Here is a 16,722-nt window from a genome sequence, read left to right on the forward strand (position 1 = left end):
GCGGGAGTAGCTCAGTTGGTAGAGCGCAACCTTGCCAAGGTTGAGGTCGCGAGTTCGAGACTCGTCTCCCGCTCCAAATACAAAAAGGAAGCAACGGCCAACACCGCGCTTCCTTTTTTCTTGCAAGTGCTGGCGCAATGGCAGAGTGGTTATGCAGCGGATTGCAAATCCGTGTACGTCGGTTCGATTCCGGCTTGCGCCTCCAGCATCTTTTCCCCTCCCCCCCAGCATCTCGTTACGCATCCCTACGCGCTGTCAATCGAATGATTGCTATGGTGACGCCGTTTTCATCTAACGCCGATCCTATGCACCGCATTCTGAATTCCCGCGCCTGTTCCCCCTTGCTTGTCCTGTCGACCGCCGCGCTGATGTCGCTTGCGCCGCTGAGCGCCGAAGCCGATTCCGACCGCCACCATCATCGCCACGGCCGCGAATACAAAGAAAAATACTGGGACGGCAACTGCAAGATCGAGCGCAAATGGAAGCGCAACGGCGAATACCAGGAAAAGCGCAAATGCCGTGACGACTACCGCCAGGGCTACATGGCGCCCCCGCAGGTCGTCATGCCCATGGCGGCGCCCGCTATCATCATCAATCCGCCCCCCATCATCATCCGGCCCTGAACATGGATCAATCGGTGAAGGACGCAATCGCCCGCTGGCCCGACGTGCCGGCGGTGTTCGGCTGGCTGTCACTCGACGGCCGCGGCCGCTGGCGCCTGCATCCGCAAGGCCTGGCCGCAGAAGGCGGTGCGGGCGAGTCCATCACCAACCTCCAGATCCTGGACTTCATCAACCGCAACTATGAGCATGACGACGAAGGCCGCTGGTTCTTTCAGAACGGGCCGCAGCGCGTCTTCCTGCGCCTGGATGCCGCCCCGTTCGTGCTGAGGCTGAGCGACGACAACACCCGGCTGCTCTCGCACACGGATGCCGTCATTGCATCCATCAACGGCTGGTGGCTGGACGATGCCGGCCAGTTGTATGCCATGACGCCAGCAGGCGCTGGCATCGTGCTGGACCGGGATCTGCCCGCGCTTCTGGAAAAACTGCGCACGGACCATGGCGCGCCATTGCTGGATGCGCTGGCCGGCCTGGCGCCTGGCCAGGCGATATCGGTTTCCTGGCCGGGCATCTACCCCGCCGCGCCGCTGCGCGCCATTGCCGGCAAAGACCTGGCGCAGCGCCTGGGGTTCAATCCCAACCCGGGCCCGGCGCAAGACTGACCCGGCCCCGGCCTGCGCGCATCAGAACATGCCGTTGGTGTTGGCGGATTGTTCGGGAATGGGTTGCACCGCATCCCAGTGCTCGACGATCTTGCCCTGCTCCAGGCGGAAGATATCGATGATGGCGTTGCCGCGCGTGCCGGGCTCGCGCACGGCGTGCACATGCAGGATCACGTAATCGCCGTCCGTGAAGACGCGCTTGATCTCGCTATGCGACTTCGGAAATTTTTCGCGCAAGAAAGCGACGAACTTGCGAAAGCCCTCGGGGCCGTCCGCGGCGTTCGGGTTGTGCTGCACATAGCGGTCGCCCACGTACTTCAGCGCGGCATCCGCATCCTTTTGGTTCAGTCCCTGCTCGTAGAAGGCCAGCACCGCGGCCTTGTTGGCCGCCTCCTGCTCGGGGGTCGCGTGTGCGGCGGGCGACAAGGCCGCGGCAAACAGCAACGCGCCGGCGGCGCGTCGGATCAAGGGCATCGAAAAAATCATCTGGACTCCGGAATGGAAAGGGGCAGCCGGATCATTCTATGAGGCGGCTGCCCCTGGAACCACGACCGCCGCAGTAGACAGTCTGATGCGCGCAGCGATCAGCCGCGACCGCTTTTGACCAACGCAAACTTGCCGTCACCCAACAGGGCCAGCACGGCAGCCGCCACGGTCAGGAAGATCGGATATTCCCAGCCGCCGCCCGCGTTGCCAAAACCCCAGCCATTGCCGAAGTGAACGGTCGACGCCACAAACAGCTGCACCACCGCGATGGCGGCGACCCAGCGCGGCACAATGCCCAGGATCAGCAGCGCACCCGCGGCGACCTCGAAAAAGGTAACCGGATAAGCCAGCCAACCGGCAAAACCAATCTTGGCAAAGAACTGCGCCGTGCCGGGCAGCGTGAACACCAACAACTTGGTCAGGCCGTGGGCCAGGAACATGACGCCTAGGGCGACACGCAGCAACAGTGCGGCATAAGGCGCGGTACGGGTATCAATCATTGCACTCTCCTTGAGCGGTTCGGGAATCGCCCAATACGGGAAGATTCATCTTGGCCGCTATTCTTGCCATTCCAAAAACAAAGATAAACATGCAGAATTGCAAATTATTGTTCCCCATTAGGAAACAATCTTGGATACGCATACCGCCATGCAGACCTTCGCCAAGGTCGTGGAGCTGGGCTCATTCGCGGCTGCGGCCGACAAAATGGGGCACGCCCGTTCGGTCGTGACGCGGCAGGTCGCCTACCTGGAACAGAAATACGGCGTGCGCCTGCTGAACCGCACCACGCGCAAGCTCAGCATGACCGACGCCGGACGTGCGTTCTATGAGCGCGTGCGCCCGATCCTGGCTGAAGTGGCCGACCTGGAACTGTCCCTGCAAGCCGAAGGCCAACGCCCCAGCGGCCGGCTGCGGGTCAGCGCCCCCGTGTCATTCGGCATCCTGCACCTGGGCCCCGCCATCGCCGAATATCTCCAGCGTTATCCCGATGTCGTCATCGATCTGGATCTGAATGACCGCGTGGTCGATCTGGTTGAGGATGGCTTTGACGTGGCGGTTCGCATTGGCCCGCTACAGGATTCGTCCCTGGTGGCCCGTCCGCTGGCGCCACAGCAATTGCTGGTCTGCGCCGCGCCCGCCTACCTGAAACGGCACGGCACCCCCAAGACGCCTGAAGACTTGAAGCAGCACCGCTGCCTGCATTACGCCTACGCCAGCACCGGCAACGAATGGCATTTCGAGAAAGACGGCGTGACGCATCTGGTGCGCGTGAACGCGGCGCTACGCGCCAATAACGGCGACGTGCTGCGTACCGCGTCGCTCGCCGGGCACGGCATCATCCTGCAACCCGAGTTCCTGGTAGGTGACGACATCCGTGCGGGACGGCTCATCACGCTACTGGCCGACTACGCACACACCCCGATTTCCATGTATGCCATTTATCCCCACCGGCGCTTCCTGTCGCCAAAAGTGCGGTCATTCGTCGAACATCTGGACGCGCGTTTCGGCAGCCCGGCCCTTGTCGCGCCGGGGAGACACACCAGTCCCCGCCGCAGCCGTTAGAATCGTACCCATGACCGCCAAACCGTCCATCGAATACTTTCCTGCCCCCCGCCGTTCGCTTTTTTGCAGCCAATGCGGCACCCCCGTCAACCGCCGGGTGCCTGAAGGCGACAACCGTGAGCGCGACATCTGCGATCACTGCGGCGCAATCCACTATCAGAATCCGCGTTTGGTGGTCGGCACGGTCCCGGTCTGGGAAAACCGCATCCTGCTTTGCCTGCGTGCCATCGAACCGCGCTACAACACCTGGACGCTACCCGCCGGTTTCATGGAACTGGCCGAAAGCACCGCGCAGGGCGCCGCCCGCGAAACGCTGGAGGAATCCGGCGCGCGCATCAAACTGGGCGAGCTCTACACCCTGATCGACCTGCCCCAGATCGATCAGGTACACGTGTTTTATCTGGCCGAGGCGCTAGGCCCCGAACTGGACCCCGGCCCAGAAAGCCTGGAAGCCCGCTGGTACGACGAATCCGAGATTCCCTGGGACAACCTGGCATTCCGCACCGTAGCAACCACGTTGCGGCACTACTTTGAAGACCGCAAGCAAGGCGTCTTCGTCCCTCACCACTACACCCTAGAATCGCACCGTTGAAGCTGCCCTGGTTAGCCGTCGACACTCCGTTTCCGCCTGCGGAATTTGCGCTGACGGAGCCGGACGGCCTGCTGGCGGCAGGCGCTGACCTGTCCCCCGCACGGTTGACCCAGGCCTACTCCAACGGCATCTTTCCGTGGTATTCCGAAGGCGAACCCGTGCTGTGGTGGAGTCCCGATCCGCGCATGGTGCTCGCCTTGAAAGACTTTTCACCCTCGCATTCGCTACGCAAGCTGCTCCGTCAGATCGCCAGCCGCGAGCATGAGGCGTCAGCACGGGTGCAGGTGCGCGTGGACACCGCCTTCCCACGGGTGATGGCGCAATGCGCCGCGCCGCGCGACGGCCAGCCGGGCACGTGGATCACCAGCGCCATGCAACAAGCCTATGCCGACTGGCATCAGGCTGGCTATGTGCACAGCATCGAAACCTGGATTGACGGTGAACTGGCGGGCGGCCTGTATGGCATCAGCCTGGGCCGCATGTTCTTCGGGGAATCCATGTTCACACACGTGCCCAACGCCTCGAAGATCGCATTGGCGTACCTGGTGCGCTACCTGAGCGCCCACGGCGTGGAATGCATCGACTGCCAGCAGCAGACGCGGCACCTGGCCAGCCTGGGCGCCCACCCGATCTCTCGGGCCCGGTTTCTGCAACATGTGCGCCACGCCACTGCGCAGACACCCATCCCATGGATACGCGGACGACTGGACAGCGGTGGACGCCTGTTGCCCGATGCCACATTCGACGCCAACTTCGGCGTTAATATGTAGACACCCCGTCGCGGGCCTGCCGCCGCGATACGAAATTCCCAATGAGCCAGCTCAAAGAACTCCCCTTCTCCACGCTGCAATTCTATGCAACCGCTCCCTACCCTTGCAGCTATCTGCCGGGTCGACAGGCTCGGTCGCAGGTCGCCGCGCCTGGCCATCTGATCAACGCGGGAACGTATTCGCAATTGGTCGAGCAGGGGTTTCGCCGCAGCGGACTTTTCACCTATCGCCCCCATTGCGATAGCTGCCAGGCCTGTGTCCCCGTGCGCGTGGACGCGGCCGGCTTCGCGCCCAACCGCAGCCAGCGCCGCGCGTGGCGCGACCACCAAAACCTACAGTCCTTCGTGGCGGAACTGGCCTGGTCGCCCGAGCATTACCGGCTATACACGCGCTACCAGCAGGGGCGCCACCCAGGCGGCGGCATGGACGAAGACAGCCGCACCCAGTATGCGCAGTTCCTGCTGACCAGCCGCGTGAACACGCGCCTGGTGGAATTCCGCGATCCCGACGGTGTGCTGATGATGGTATCCATCATCGATGTGCTGGACGACGGCCTGTCGTCGGTCTACACCTTCTATGACCCCGATATCGAAGGTAGTCTTGGCACCTACAGCATCCTCTGGCAGATTGAACAGTGCCGCAACCTGAACCTGCCCTGGCTGTATCTGGGCTATTGGATCGCGGATAGCCGCAAGATGTCCTATAAGTCCAGCTTCCACCCCGCGCAATTCCTCTCCGACGGGGAATGGCGCGACCAGATCGCGCCCCCGCTCTGATTTTCCACGTCAGGCCTGCGCACGCCGGAACCCGCCGCAAGGCCGGTGAAATTCGCTCTACAATTCCGCCCCATGTCTATCCTCTTCCACGCCTACCCCTTGGCCCGCCCGGCGCTGTTCGCCATGGACGCGGAAACCGCCCACGAAGTCACGCTGTCGGGCCTGCAACGCGCCTATGAGTGCGGAGCCACGCGCAAGCTGATGCACGCGCAGCCCAAGGCGCCCTGCACGCTGATGGGCATGCAGTTGGCCAACCCGATCGGGCTGGCGGCAGGCCTGGATAAGAACGGCGCCTATATCGATGCGCTGGGCAACCTGGGATTCGGCTTTATTGAAGTCGGCACGGTCACCCCCCGCGCCCAACCCGGCAACCCGAAACCGCGCATGTTCCGGCTGCCGCGCGCCAACGCGCTGATCAACCGGCTGGGTTTCAACAATCAGGGCCTGGAGGCGTTCCTGGCCAATGTGCAGCGCAGCCAGTGGCGCAAGCAAGGCGGCATCCTGGGCCTGAATATCGGCAAAAATGCCGATACCCCCATTGAGCGGGCAGCCGATGACTATTTGATCGGTCTGGAGGGCGTGTACCCGCATGCCGACTATGTGACGGTGAATATCTCGTCGCCCAACACCAAGAATCTGCGTGCGCTGCAAAGCGGGGACGAACTATCGGCGTTGTTGGCGCAATTGGCGGACAAGCGCCGGGCACTGGAAGATCAGCACCAGCGCCGCGTACCGATGGCCGTGAAGATCGCCCCCGACCTGACGCAAGACCAGATCGATGCCATTGCTGACACCCTGCCGCGCCATGGCATCGACGGCGTCATCGCCACCAACACCACGCTGTCGCGCGATGCGGTCGCCGGCCAGGCGCATGCTGACGAAGCGGGCGGCCTGTCCGGCGCTCCCGTGCATGAACTGTCGTTGAAGGTGATTCGCCGCCTGAAGGAACAACTGGGCAGCAGCCTGGCCATCATCGGCGTGGGTGGCGTGCTGTCGGGCCAGCAGGCCCGCGAAAAAATGGCAGCCGGCGCAGATGCCGTGCAGTTGTACACGGGCCTGATCTATCGCGGCCCCGCCCTGGTGGGCGAATGCGTGCGGGCAGTGGGCTAAAGGACCTGCCGCTGCGCACGCCATGTGCGCTTCCCCCGAACCGCCCCTTTGCCTCGGGGCAAAAAAAAGGGGCCACCCGGTGGGTGGCCCTAATTCCAGCTCTGCTCTGTCACTCAACAGTACTACATAACTGCGAATTACGCAGCATCGCGCGCCAGAAACTTAGGCGCCGCGACGGCTACGGTTTGCAACCTTGGTGGCAGCGTCGGCGGCATCCGTTGCAGCCTTGAAGGTCGCGTTGGCGGCGGCATTCAGGTTCGATTCGGCAACTTCAGCAGCCTGCTTGGCGGCCTTGGTGACGGAATCGTAGGCGCTGGTCGCGGTGGCCAGCGAGGACTTGAACAAGGCAACGGCGCTTTCCGAGCCAGCCGGAGCGTTCTTGGAGAACTGGTCGACGGCTTCGCTCAGCTGTTGCTGGCCTTCAGCGATCTGTTCTTCGGTCAGCTTGACCAGGTTGCCTTGCACGCCGGCAACGATGTCATACACGTGCTTGGTGTAGGCCATGGCCTTTTCGGCGCCCGGTTGCAGCAGGCCGGAGGCGAACGCCGCAGCTTCTTGCGGGTCCTTGACTTCAGCGGCTTGTTGCGACTTCTGGGCGACTTCGTCCAGGGTGGCCTTCACGACCTTCAGGTTCAGCTCGACCAGCTTTTCAAAGCCGGCGAAAACGGCGGACTGGGCGGCCACGAAAGTGTTGATGCTGGCCTTCTGGCGGTCCAGAACTTGTTGCGGAATTGCGCTCATAGAATGCTCCTTTATGGGTAGCCGGACGCTTCCGGCAAGTCAGGATGGTTGTCTGCGACGAAAATAAAACGTGCGCGGAAACTGGTACTACAAGCTACCGCCGGCCCGTTTGATGCACTGCACAATTCACATTCTAGACTGGCAATATTTCTTGTCAAGCAGTTTTTGTGCAACGCAACAAGTGTTTGCACTTTCTCGGTGCACGGCCTTGCACGACCTTGATCAAGCACAAGAATTTCCCATGATTCGGGAAATACCGGACATGACGGCGTATCAATTCTTTTCTAAACTGCTTTCACGCTGATGACAGACAAAATAAATCAAAAGTCAGCGGTCAATAACTAAATCGCAGCAAGCAAAACCCTGCAATTGGAGACTTCATGACCCTTATTCCCCGCACGCTTTCGGCCCTGCTCGCGGCCAGCGCCATGCTCGCCACTGGTGCTGCCCAAGCGGACTATCCGGATCGCCCCATCAATATGGTGGTGCCGTTCGCCGCAGGCGGCCCGACGGACAACGTCGCGCGCTCCCTCGCGGAAGCCATGCGGCCGGCGTTGGGCCAGACGGTCGTGGTCGAAAACAAGGGCGGCGCTGGCGGCACCATTGGTACGACGCAAGTCGCCCGCGCCCAGCCTGACGGCTATTCCGTCCTGCTCATGCACGCCGGCTTCTCTACCGCCCCGTCGCTGTACAAGAATCCCGGCTACGACCCGTACAAGAGTTTCGAGCCCATCGGCCTGGTCGTCGATGTGCCCATGACCATCATCGCGCGCTCGGACTTCCCGCCCAACAACATCAAGGAACTGGCCGAGTACGTCAAACAGAACAAGGACAAGGTCTCGCTGGCGAACGCCGGCATCGGGGCCGCCAGCCACCTGTGCGGCACCATGCTGGTTGAAGCGCTGGGCGTGCAACTGCTGACGATCCCCTACAAGGGCACGGCGCCGGCCATGAACGACCTGCTGGGCAAGCAGGTGGATCTGATGTGCGACCAGACCACCAACACCACGCAGCAGATCGAAAGCGGCAAGGTCAAGGCCTATGCCGTGACCAGCTTGCAGCGCGTTCCCACGCTGTCGAAGCTGCCGACCATGGACGAGTCCGGCTACAAGGGCTTTGAAGTGGGTATCTGGCACGGGATGTGGGTGCCGAAGGGCACGCCCAAGCCGGTCGTCGACAAGCTGGTCAAGAGCTTGCAGGCTGGCCTGGCCGACCCCAAGTTCCAGGAACGCATGAAGCAACTGGGCGCCACGGTGCTGACGTCGGAAGCCAACCCGCAATCGCTGGAAGCGAAGGTCAAGCAGCAAGTGCCGCAGTGGGCCGAGCTGTTCAAGAAGGCCGGCGTGGAACAACAGTAAGAAGGGGTTTCACCCCAAGGCGCGCATGAGCGCGCGCCCCTCAAGCCCCCTTCAAGGGGGCTTTTTCCTGGCCGCGCCCTTTTAGGGCCGCAGGGCCTCGGCAGCCATCCCCAAGCCGTTGAAGCCCGTGGACACTGACGGTTCATAACCCAACGCTTCGGAAATGCTGGCCGCCGTGTCGACCAGCGCCTTGATCCAATCGTCCTGCAAGCGTTCGGCCGGCGCCGAGATCGACAGGCCAGCCACCAGCTTGCCGGTGTCATCGAAAATGCCCGCGGCGATGCAGCGCACGCCCAGTTCCAGCTCTTCGTTGTCGCGCGCGTAGCCGTGGCGGCGCACCAGCGCCAGCTCGCGTTCCAGGCGGTCCAGGTCGGTCAGGCTATTGCGCGTGTGGCCGGCCAACCCGGTACGCAGCGCGTAAGCCCGCACCTGGCGCGTGTCGCCCGTGGACAGGAACAGTTTGCCGGTGGAGGTCAGGTGCAGGGGCGCCCGGCCACCAATGGCGCGCACCACCTGCATGCCGGAGCGTTCGCTCCAGGCGCGGTCGATATAGACAATTTCGTCGCCCTGCTGGACCGACAGGTTGATGGTCTGCCCCGTCAGCTTGTGCAGCGAACGCATGGCGGAAATCGCCGCCTCACGCACGTTCAGGCGCCCCTTGACCAGGGAGCCCAGTTCCAGCAGACGCATGCCCAGCTGATACAGCCCATTATCGACACGCTCGACGTAGCGGCCCACCACCAGGTCGTTCAGGATGCGGTGCGCGGTGGACGCATGCAGCCCGGTCGTCGCGGACAATTCCTTGAGCGTGACCGGGTCCTGCTGCGCGGCCAGGGCATCCAACAGGCGCATGGCGCGCTCGATCACCTGGATCGTGATGGGATGGCCTGCGGCGCCGTCGGTTTCGGCGTCAAGGGGATTGCGGGGGGTCGAAAGACGGGGCATAGGGGAAGGTTGGGGCTCGCGCCGCGCCGCCGAAAGAGACCGGCCTTGCGGCAACGCAGCAAACAGTTCTTTCCCGTATTGTGAAATTTACCGCGCCATTTGGCAATCGGTTTTTCACCAATAAAGGGGGTTGGAACCCGTTTATTGGTGATCGTGCTTAGTTGGCGGCCGGCGGCGTCAGCTTTCCGCCCAAACGCAACACTTCGGCCCGTAAAAACTCCAGCGCCTCTGCGGCCGCAGCGGGTTCACCCTTGACGCCCAGCTCGATATGCGGGGTACCACCAGCTTCGCCAACGCTGGGCAGGCTGAAGGCGCGCACGTCGGGCCAGCGCGTTTCAACGCTGACCATGGCCGGCGTGATGCGCGATTCCGGCATGTTGAACACCAGGAAGGAATGCTCTGTGTGGGCCCGAACATGTTGCAGCGCACGATAACGGGTATCCAGCGTCCATTCCAACATCGGCCACGCCATGACGGGGAAGCCCGGCACGAAGGTGTGGTCTTGAATGAAGAAGCCAGGAATGCGGTTGTAGGGGTTGGGGACGATCTCGCAGCCTTCCGGGAACATGCCCATTTGCAGCCGCTGTTGATTTTCGGGCGCGCTCATGTCGGCGGTGCCCTGGCCCTTGGCCGCCATCTCGGCGGTGCGCAGCGCAATCGCCTGCTCAGCTTCAGGATGCAAGGCCAGCGGCCGGCCCAGCGCCGCAGCCGCCGCCTGGCGGGTGTGGTCATCCGGCGTGCCGCCGATGCCGCCGCACGAGAACACCACGTCGCCCGTGGCAAAGCTACGCTGGTAAGCGGCCATCAGCATGTCACGGTCATCCGGCAGCACTTCTGCCCAAGCCAGTTGCATGCCGCGCGCGCTCAGAAGCTCGACGACCTTGGAAAAATGCTTGTCTTGACGGCGCCCCGAGAGGATTTCATCGCCAACGATGATGAGGCCAATGCGACGGGCGGCGGATTCTACGGCCATGTCCAATTCCAGAAGGTAAAAGGGGAAGACGCCGGTCAGACGTCGATGACGCCATCCTGGCGCAAGCGCTTCAAGGCTTCCAGGCCGTAATGCGCATAGACCAACGCCGAAAACACCGGCAGGATAATCCACGCGGGCGGCAACAGGTTCAACAACGAACAGATCAGGCCGATGGTCCAGAAGCCGCCGTTGTTGCGTTCCAGGATCAACTTGCGTTCCGCCGGGCTGGCATGTTCGACGATGGCGTCGACACGCATCATGCGCGAAAACGCGAACGCCCACCAGAAGATGGACAGCACGATGGCCATGGGCGGCACCAGCCACAATGGCAACGTCAGTATCCAGCCGGCGGCAAAAGCGGCGGACACCCAGATGGCGTTCCACACGCTGACCGCGGTTGAGTGCTTGCCCTGCCGCGTGACGCTGGCGTATTCACGTTGCCCGACGTGGCGCAGCACCAAGGGCATGACAAAGACCGCCGCGATCGCCAGCCCCAAAATGCCCGATACCGGCAGCAGGATGGCGACCGCGATGATGGGGACAAGATAGAGCTTCAGCGAGAACAACCCCATCGCCAGCATCCAGTCTTCCGCCCGGTTCACGAAATCCCAGCGCGAAGCCTCCAGCGCCAGCCAATCGTTCAGCGGCGTCCAGAACAGATACAGCAGCAGCAGGCAGCCGACCAGCGCGATCAGGAACGGCAACAGCACCGCGAACAGCATCGTGGGGTGGCATTGCGATACCAGCGCACGCTTGAACGCTTGGCCCACGCTGACAGCGCCGGCCCCGGCTGCGGAGAATTTGCCATTCTCAGGCGTGGCGGAATCAGTGCGCAAAGCGGTCATGGCAGTGGAAAAATGGGGTGGACATCCCGGGTATGATAGTCAAACACGCCTTGATCTGCTCACATGTCTCTACTCGTACCCGGCACTGACCTGGCCGCCCTGCGCTCGCGGCTGGGCGCGACCCCCGACACTTGGCTCGTCGCCTGTTTTTGCGCCGCATGGTGCGACACCTGCGAGCAATACAAACCCAAGTTGCAGGCGCTGGCCGCCACCCTGCCGCAGCATGTTTTCGCCTGGATCGACATCGAAGACCACGCGGAACTGCTGGGCGACGAAGACGTCGAGAACTTCCCTACCCTGCTGGTGCAGATTGGCGCGCGCGTGGTGTTCTACGGCCCCATGCTGCCGCACATCGGGCACCTGGAACGGCTGCTGGAAAGCGTGAACGAGAACAGCCCTGCCGTGGCGACGGAACTACCGGACCTGCCCAAGCTGCTGGCGGCCTGACTCCCCAGGCGTGACGCATGAAAAAACCCGCAAGACCGTTTGGTGTTGCGGGTTTTTCATGCGCGTCGAACGTTCAGTTCTTGCGCGAGCCGCCCAACAGCACGGCCACCTGACGCTTGGGCGCCGCGGACGAATTGCCGTTGTTCTTGGGGGCTTGCTCTTCCACCGGCGCGGCGGAAGACGACGGCTCGTAGGGCTTCAGGAAGAAATCATCCACGGGCTGGCGCGAGCCACCCGAGGTGTAGCCGGAACGGCGATCCGAGGAACGGCTGCCGCGGTCGCCACGGCTTTCGCGGGCGCCGTCACGGCTTTCACGGCCCTCACGCGAGGACGAGCCGCTGCGTTCATCGCTACGGCGATGGCTGCGCGCCACGGCGTCGGCCGGCAGGTCCAGCGTGCCGCGCGGCACTTCGCGCTTGATCAGTTTTTCGATGTCGAGCAGGAAGCGCTCTTCGTCGGCCGTGAACAGGGCGATGGCTTCACCCGACGCACCCGCGCGGCCGGTACGGCCGATACGGTGCACATAGTCTTCGGCGTTGTAGGGCAGGTCGTAGTTGATGACGCAAGGCACGCCGGCCACGTCCAGGCCACGCGCCGCCACATCGGTGGCCACCAGCACTTCCAGTTCGCCGGCCTTGAAGGCTTCCAGCGCCTTCATGCGGTCGGCCTGTGTCTTGTCGCCGTGGATCGATTCGGCTTTGACGCCGTCGCGTTCCAGTTCGCGGGCCAGACGCGCCGTGCCGATCTTGGTGTTCGAGAACACGATGACCTGCTTCAGGCCGCGCGATTTCACCAGATGCACAACGGCGGCGCGCTTGGCGTCGCTCGACATCTTGTAGGCGATCTGCGTGATCGTCGTGGCGGTGGCGTTGCGCGCCGCGACTTCGATTTCAACCGGTTGATTCAGATACGAGCGGCCGAGCTTGCGGATTTCGTTGCTGAACGTCGCCGAGAACAGCAGGCCCTGGCGCTGCGTGGGCAGCAGGCGGATGATGCGTTCCAGGTCGGGCAGGAAACCCATGTCCAGCATGCGGTCTGCTTCGTCCAGCACCAGAATGCCGACTTGGCTCAGATTCACGTTCTTTTGTTCGACGTGATCCAGCAAGCGCCCGGGTGTCGCCACCAGCACTTCACAACCGCGGCGCAGCGCTTCCTTTTGCGGGCCGATGTCCACCCCACCAAACACCACGGCGGAACGCAGCGGCGTCTGCTTGCTGTAGCGCTTGACGCTTTCGTACACCTGGTCAGCCAGTTCGCGCGTGGGCGTGAGGATCAGCGCACGCACCGGGTGCCGCGCAGGCGACGCACTGGTGTTGGCCAACGGCATCAGTCGGTGCAGGATTGGCAGCGTGAACGCAGCCGTCTTGCCGGTGCCGGTCTGGGCGGCGCCCATGACATCACGCCCATCCACCACAACGGGGATGGCTTGTGCCTGAATGGGTGTCGGGGTGGTGTAGCCGGTTTCGGCGATGGACTGCAACAGCAGAGGGTGCAGCCCGAAGTCGGCGAACGTGGGCGCGGGCGCGTCAACGGTGGGTGCTACGGTTTGAGTAGATTCAGTCATCAGGGTTTGGCAGATACCGGGACCAGTGAAAAAGAACAAAACGAGAGTGCTACATGCACTGCACTACATATGCATCGGGGCAATCTGAATACACGTGGCCGCAACGCGACGGCACGCAAATCGCCGCGAAGCGCATACGGCTTCGCGGACAATCGGCACCCTGCCTTGCAGGCCAGCGGGCGCATTCTGGATTCGATACTTATGAGGGCAGTACCAGGCCCGGATTGCTGTGGATAACTTAATTTTAGCGCAGGCGCCTTACCACACGCTCAAACGGCGCGCATGTCCACCAGATGGACTATTTATGTGCATAAGTCGGACATCAGCCGAACATCAGCCCGCCAACCAGCGCAATCCCCACAGCACCACCATGCCGACGATGATCACCAATACGGCACTGCGGGTACGCAAGAAGACCAAGATGGCGATCAGGCCGGCCACCAGTTTGTAGTCGAATACCGGCCCCAAGCCCGCCTTCCAGGGCAACAGGTCCGGCACGACGATGGCGGTGAGCGCGGCGGCGGGCGCATAGCGCAGCGCGCGGCGCACGCCGTCCGGCAAGGGGATGTAGTCGCCAAACAGCATGAAGCCGGCGCGGGTCAGCACGCTGCACAGGGCCAGCAGCAAAATAGCGGAATAAACGTAGAGCTCAGAGGGCCAGAGGGTCATGGACGCGCCTTGAAGAAACGTTCAGCCCACATGCCTGCCACCACGCCGGCCACCACGGCCGCCGCCAGACCCAGGCGCAAGGGCAGCACCTGCCCGACCCAGGCGACCACCCCGGCCGCCAACATGGACACGAGCATCGGCTTGGAGCTTGCCAACGGCACCGTGATCGCCAGCAGCGCCAGCACCGCGGCGAAGTCGAGCGACCAGTTCGTGGGCACCATCGCCCCCAGGTAGATGCCGACGATCGATGACGACTGCCAGACCAGCCAGCCGGGCACGATCGTGCCCATGAAGAACCAAAGCTGCTCGCGCGTGCCGCGCTCGGCCGAATCGCCAAAACGCGGCATGAACAGTACGAACCCCATGTCGGTCGTGAAATAGCCCAGCCCCAAGCGCTTGGGCCAGGACATGTGGCGGAAATAGGGATGGAGCGCGGCGCCAAAGATGATGAAGCGCAGATTGACGACGCAGCCGGCGGCAAAAATCAGCCAGAGCGGCGCTCCGGTCGCGATCAGGGGCAGCGACGTCAGTTGGGCGGACCCGGCGTACAACAGCAAGGTCATGGCCAGCGCCATGGTCTCGGTCAGGCCGGACTTGACCATGGCCACCCCGGTCACCAGGCCCCAGGTCGCGGTGGCGATCAGGGCGGGCACAATGGCGTGAACGCCGGCGCGGAACGCGGCGATGCGCTCCTGGCGGGCGGCGCCCGGGTCTTCGTTGGGACCTTCACCAGGGCCGTCAGCGGGGCCTTGGGGTTGAGGAAGCGCGGACTCAGAGGACAACGGCTGACCCCTGGCGATTCAGACAGGACGACATGGAGACTCTACGGGTTGCGCGGGCCACATGGCACCACGACGGTGCGCGAACAGCTCGGTATTGTAACCTCGCCGCTTGATACAATAATCGCCTCAAGATTCTTTATCCCTTGAGGCCTGACGCGCTGCGCCAGGTCTAGGCTCTGTGTGGAGAAGACCATGTCGATGGCTGACCGCGACGGTTTCATCTGGTATGACGGCAAGCTCGTCCCGTGGCGAGACGCCACGACGCATGTCCTGACGCATTCCCTGCACTACGGCCTGTCCGTCTTTGAAGGCGTGCGCGCCTACAAGTCGGAAATCGGCACTGCCATTTTCCGGCTGGAAGACCACACCAATCGCCTGTTCAATTCGGCGCACATCTACCAGATTCCCATGCCGTTCGATCGTGACACGATCAACGAGGCCCAGCGGATGGTGGTGCGCGAAAACCAGCTGGAATCCGGCTACCTGCGCCCCCTGGTGTTCTATGGCCCCGAGAAAATGGGCGTGTCGCCCAAGGGTGCCCGCGTCCACGTGGCCATCGCCGCCTGGCCCTGGGGCGCCTATCTGGGCGAAGACGCGCTGTCCCAGGGTATCCGCGTCAAGGTGTCGTCTTTCGCCCGCCAGCATGTGAACGTCACGATGCCGCGAGCCAAGGTGGCCACCACCTACGCCAATTCCATCCTGGCCAATACCGAAGCCTTGCAAGACGGCTACGACGAAGCCTTGCTGCTGGACACCGAAGGCTTCGTGGCCGAAGGGTCCGGCGAGAACCTGTTCATCGTCAAGGACGGCGTGCTCTGCGAGCCCGAGATCGCGTCCGCCCTGACCGGCATCACCCGATCAACCATCCACGCACTGGCCGCGGATTTCGGCTTGCGCGTTGTTACCAAGCGCCTGACCCGCGACGACGTCTACATCGCCGACGAGGCCTTCTTCACGGGCACGGCCGCGGAAGTCACCCCGATCCGCGAAGTGGACAACCGCCAGATTGGCTCCGGCCAACGCGGTCCCGTTACCGAGAAGTTGCAGAAAGCATTTTTTGACATGGTGAATGGCCGCATCCCGAAGTACCATCACTGGCTGAGTAAAGTCTGATTCGCGCGGCCTTGTCCCAGACAGGGCCGCATCATTGCCCCAACCTGCCGTTTATCGGTTCTTTTTTCAGGAATATCCATGACCGCTGCTGCCCCGGCCGCCGTCCCCCACGCTCACGAAGTCATTGAGGTCGGCGCCGAAGACCTGCCCGTGTTCTGTCCCGGCCCCAAGGCGCCGCTCTGGAGCATGCACCCCCGCGTGTTCCTGGACGTGGCCCGCTCCGGCTCCGCCAGTTGCGCCTATTGCGGTGCCGAGTACCGCCTGAAGGCCGGTACCGTGCTGCACGGCCACGGCCACTAAGCTTCCCGCCGCACAACGCCCACCTGCTTACACGCAACCATGTTTGCCACGCCCGAAGAAGCTGAACACGCATTCTACGAAGCCCTGGAACAGGGGGACAGCGTCCGCCTGATGCAGGTGTGGGCGGACGACGAAGAAGTCGTCTGCATTCACCCGGGCGGGCTGCGCATCGTCGGCCACTCGGCGGTGCAAGAGTCCTGGCAACAGGTGCTGGCCAATGGTCCGCTGCATGTACGCCCGCTGCGCCCGCTGGTCATGCTGAGCATGATGTGCGCGGTGCATGTGCTGGTCGAGCAAGTGGCGGTGCGCACGCGGGAAGGCACGCAGTTCGCAAACTGCTACGCCACCAACATCTACCACAAGGGTCCGACCGGCTGGCGCATGGTCATGCATCATTCGTCGCCGGCACCCACGGAAGCCGGGGTGCTCGATTTGCACGACGTACCCGACATGCTGCATTGAA

At 63.0% G+C, this 16,722-nt stretch carries 21 protein-coding genes and 2 tRNA genes; 14 read left to right on the forward strand and 9 right to left on the reverse strand.

The window, feature by feature from the left end:
• From HV753_RS28385 to HV753_RS28400, 4 genes are all read left to right on the forward strand, one after another.
• Positions 1–76 (forward strand) — tRNA-Gly (locus HV753_RS28385).
• 55 nt (positions 77–131) lie between these two features.
• Positions 132–205, forward strand: a tRNA-Cys gene (locus HV753_RS28390).
• 100 nt (positions 206–305) lie between these two features.
• Positions 306–623, forward strand: a complete 318-nt coding sequence (locus HV753_RS28395; protein WP_246288416.1) for a hypothetical protein — start codon at positions 306–308, stop codon at positions 621–623.
• A gap of 2 nt (positions 624–625) precedes the next feature.
• A complete protein-coding gene (locus HV753_RS28400) occupies positions 626–1,225 on the forward strand; it encodes a DUF2946 family protein (RefSeq protein WP_175177911.1) in 600 nt (199 codons plus the stop codon).
• A 21-nt stretch (positions 1,226–1,246) separates the two neighbouring features.
• Here the strand turns inward: HV753_RS28400 and HV753_RS28405 are convergent, their stop codons facing one another.
• A complete protein-coding gene (locus tag HV753_RS28405; protein WP_175177912.1) occupies positions 1,247–1,699 on the reverse strand; it encodes a nuclear transport factor 2 family protein in 453 nt (150 codons plus the stop codon).
• Positions 1,700–1,809: 110 nt separating this feature from the next.
• Positions 1,810–2,211 carry a DoxX family protein gene (locus tag HV753_RS28410; RefSeq protein WP_169270518.1) on the reverse strand — a complete coding sequence of 134 codons (402 nt, stop codon included), beginning with the start codon at positions 2,209–2,211 and terminating at the stop codon, positions 1,810–1,812.
• A 130-nt stretch (positions 2,212–2,341) separates the two neighbouring features.
• Here HV753_RS28410 and HV753_RS28415 point away from each other — a divergent pair, with 130 nt between their 5' ends.
• From HV753_RS28415 to HV753_RS28435, 5 genes are all read left to right on the forward strand, one after another.
• Positions 2,342–3,274: a LysR family transcriptional regulator gene (locus HV753_RS28415; RefSeq protein ID WP_175177913.1), complete on the forward strand. Its 933-nt coding sequence runs from the start codon at positions 2,342–2,344 to the stop codon at positions 3,272–3,274.
• Between the two features lie 10 nt (positions 3,275–3,284).
• Positions 3,285–3,866, forward strand: a complete 582-nt coding sequence (locus HV753_RS28420; RefSeq protein WP_175177914.1) for an NUDIX hydrolase — start codon at positions 3,285–3,287, stop codon at positions 3,864–3,866.
• Entirely contained in the window at positions 3,863–4,636 is a 774-nt protein-coding gene (gene aat / locus HV753_RS28425; protein ID WP_175177915.1) for a leucyl/phenylalanyl-tRNA--protein transferase, read from the forward strand. The genes HV753_RS28420 and aat overlap by 4 nt, the downstream gene beginning before the upstream one ends.
• 41 nt (positions 4,637–4,677) lie before the next feature.
• On the forward strand, positions 4,678–5,412 hold the full coding sequence (locus tag HV753_RS28430) for an arginyltransferase (protein WP_175177916.1): 735 nt from the start codon (positions 4,678–4,680) through the stop codon (positions 5,410–5,412).
• 72 nt (positions 5,413–5,484) lie between these two features.
• Positions 5,485–6,522 (forward strand): quinone-dependent dihydroorotate dehydrogenase, encoded by a 1,038-nt coding sequence (locus HV753_RS28435; protein WP_175177917.1) that lies wholly within the window; start codon positions 5,485–5,487, stop codon positions 6,520–6,522.
• 162 nt (positions 6,523–6,684) lie between these two features.
• On the opposite strand, the gene phaP is transcribed toward HV753_RS28435, so the two are convergent.
• Positions 6,685–7,263, reverse strand: a complete 579-nt coding sequence (gene phaP / locus HV753_RS28440) for a TIGR01841 family phasin (protein ID WP_175177918.1) — start codon at positions 7,261–7,263, stop codon at positions 6,685–6,687.
• A 380-nt stretch (positions 7,264–7,643) separates the two neighbouring features.
• Between phaP and HV753_RS28445 the strand changes: the two genes are divergently transcribed.
• Positions 7,644–8,621 (forward strand): tripartite tricarboxylate transporter substrate binding protein BugD, encoded by a 978-nt coding sequence (locus tag HV753_RS28445; protein WP_175177919.1) that lies wholly within the window; start codon positions 7,644–7,646, stop codon positions 8,619–8,621.
• An 81-nt stretch (positions 8,622–8,702) separates the two neighbouring features.
• On the opposite strand, the gene HV753_RS28450 is transcribed toward HV753_RS28445, so the two are convergent.
• From HV753_RS28450 to HV753_RS28460, 3 genes are all read right to left on the reverse strand, one after another.
• A complete protein-coding gene (locus tag HV753_RS28450) occupies positions 8,703–9,566 on the reverse strand; it encodes an IclR family transcriptional regulator (RefSeq protein WP_175177920.1) in 864 nt (287 codons plus the stop codon).
• 157 nt (positions 9,567–9,723) lie between these two features.
• The gene (locus tag HV753_RS28455) at positions 9,724–10,539 is read right to left on the reverse strand and encodes a competence/damage-inducible protein A (RefSeq protein WP_175177921.1); all 816 of its coding nucleotides are present in this window, start codon (positions 10,537–10,539) and stop codon (positions 9,724–9,726) included.
• A 35-nt stretch (positions 10,540–10,574) separates the two neighbouring features.
• Positions 10,575–11,384 (reverse strand): EI24 domain-containing protein, encoded by an 810-nt coding sequence (locus HV753_RS28460; protein WP_175177922.1) that lies wholly within the window; start codon positions 11,382–11,384, stop codon positions 10,575–10,577.
• Positions 11,385–11,447: 63 nt separating this feature from the next.
• On the opposite strand from HV753_RS28460, the gene HV753_RS28465 reads away from it, so the two are divergent.
• Positions 11,448–11,831 carry a thioredoxin family protein gene (locus HV753_RS28465; RefSeq protein WP_175177923.1) on the forward strand — a complete coding sequence of 128 codons (384 nt, stop codon included), beginning with the start codon at positions 11,448–11,450 and terminating at the stop codon, positions 11,829–11,831.
• A 73-nt stretch (positions 11,832–11,904) separates the two neighbouring features.
• Here HV753_RS28465 and HV753_RS28470 read toward each other — a convergent pair whose 3' ends face one another.
• The 3 genes from HV753_RS28470 to HV753_RS28480 all read right to left on the reverse strand — a co-directional run bounded on the left by HV753_RS28470 (position 11,905) and on the right by HV753_RS28480 (position 14,750).
• On the reverse strand, positions 11,905–13,395 hold the full coding sequence (locus HV753_RS28470) for a DEAD/DEAH box helicase (protein WP_175177924.1): 1,491 nt from the start codon (positions 13,393–13,395) through the stop codon (positions 11,905–11,907).
• 333 nt (positions 13,396–13,728) lie between these two features.
• Complete coding sequence (locus HV753_RS28475) at positions 13,729–14,064, reverse strand: AzlD domain-containing protein (protein WP_175177925.1); 336 nt, start codon at positions 14,062–14,064, stop codon at positions 13,729–13,731.
• Positions 14,061–14,750, reverse strand: a complete 690-nt coding sequence (locus HV753_RS28480) for an AzlC family ABC transporter permease (RefSeq protein ID WP_175178020.1) — start codon at positions 14,748–14,750, stop codon at positions 14,061–14,063. The genes HV753_RS28475 and HV753_RS28480 overlap by 4 nt, the downstream gene beginning before the upstream one ends.
• A 288-nt stretch (positions 14,751–15,038) precedes the next feature.
• Here HV753_RS28480 and HV753_RS28485 point away from each other — a divergent pair, with 288 nt between their 5' ends.
• The 3 genes from HV753_RS28485 to HV753_RS28495 all read left to right on the forward strand — a co-directional run bounded on the left by HV753_RS28485 (position 15,039) and on the right by HV753_RS28495 (position 16,721).
• Positions 15,039–15,959 carry a branched-chain amino acid transaminase gene (locus HV753_RS28485; RefSeq protein ID WP_175177926.1) on the forward strand — a complete coding sequence of 307 codons (921 nt, stop codon included), beginning with the start codon at positions 15,039–15,041 and terminating at the stop codon, positions 15,957–15,959.
• 78 nt (positions 15,960–16,037) lie between these two features.
• Positions 16,038–16,259, forward strand: a complete 222-nt coding sequence (locus tag HV753_RS28490; protein ID WP_175177927.1) for a zinc-finger domain-containing protein — start codon at positions 16,038–16,040, stop codon at positions 16,257–16,259.
• 39 nt (positions 16,260–16,298) lie between these two features.
• A complete protein-coding gene (locus HV753_RS28495; RefSeq protein ID WP_175177928.1) occupies positions 16,299–16,721 on the forward strand; it encodes a YybH family protein in 423 nt (140 codons plus the stop codon).
• Position 16,722 lies beyond the last annotated feature (1 nt).

This window comes from Achromobacter pestifer (genome assembly GCF_902859625.1).
Classification (GTDB): Bacteria; Pseudomonadota; Gammaproteobacteria; order Burkholderiales; family Burkholderiaceae_B; genus Achromobacter; species Achromobacter pestifer.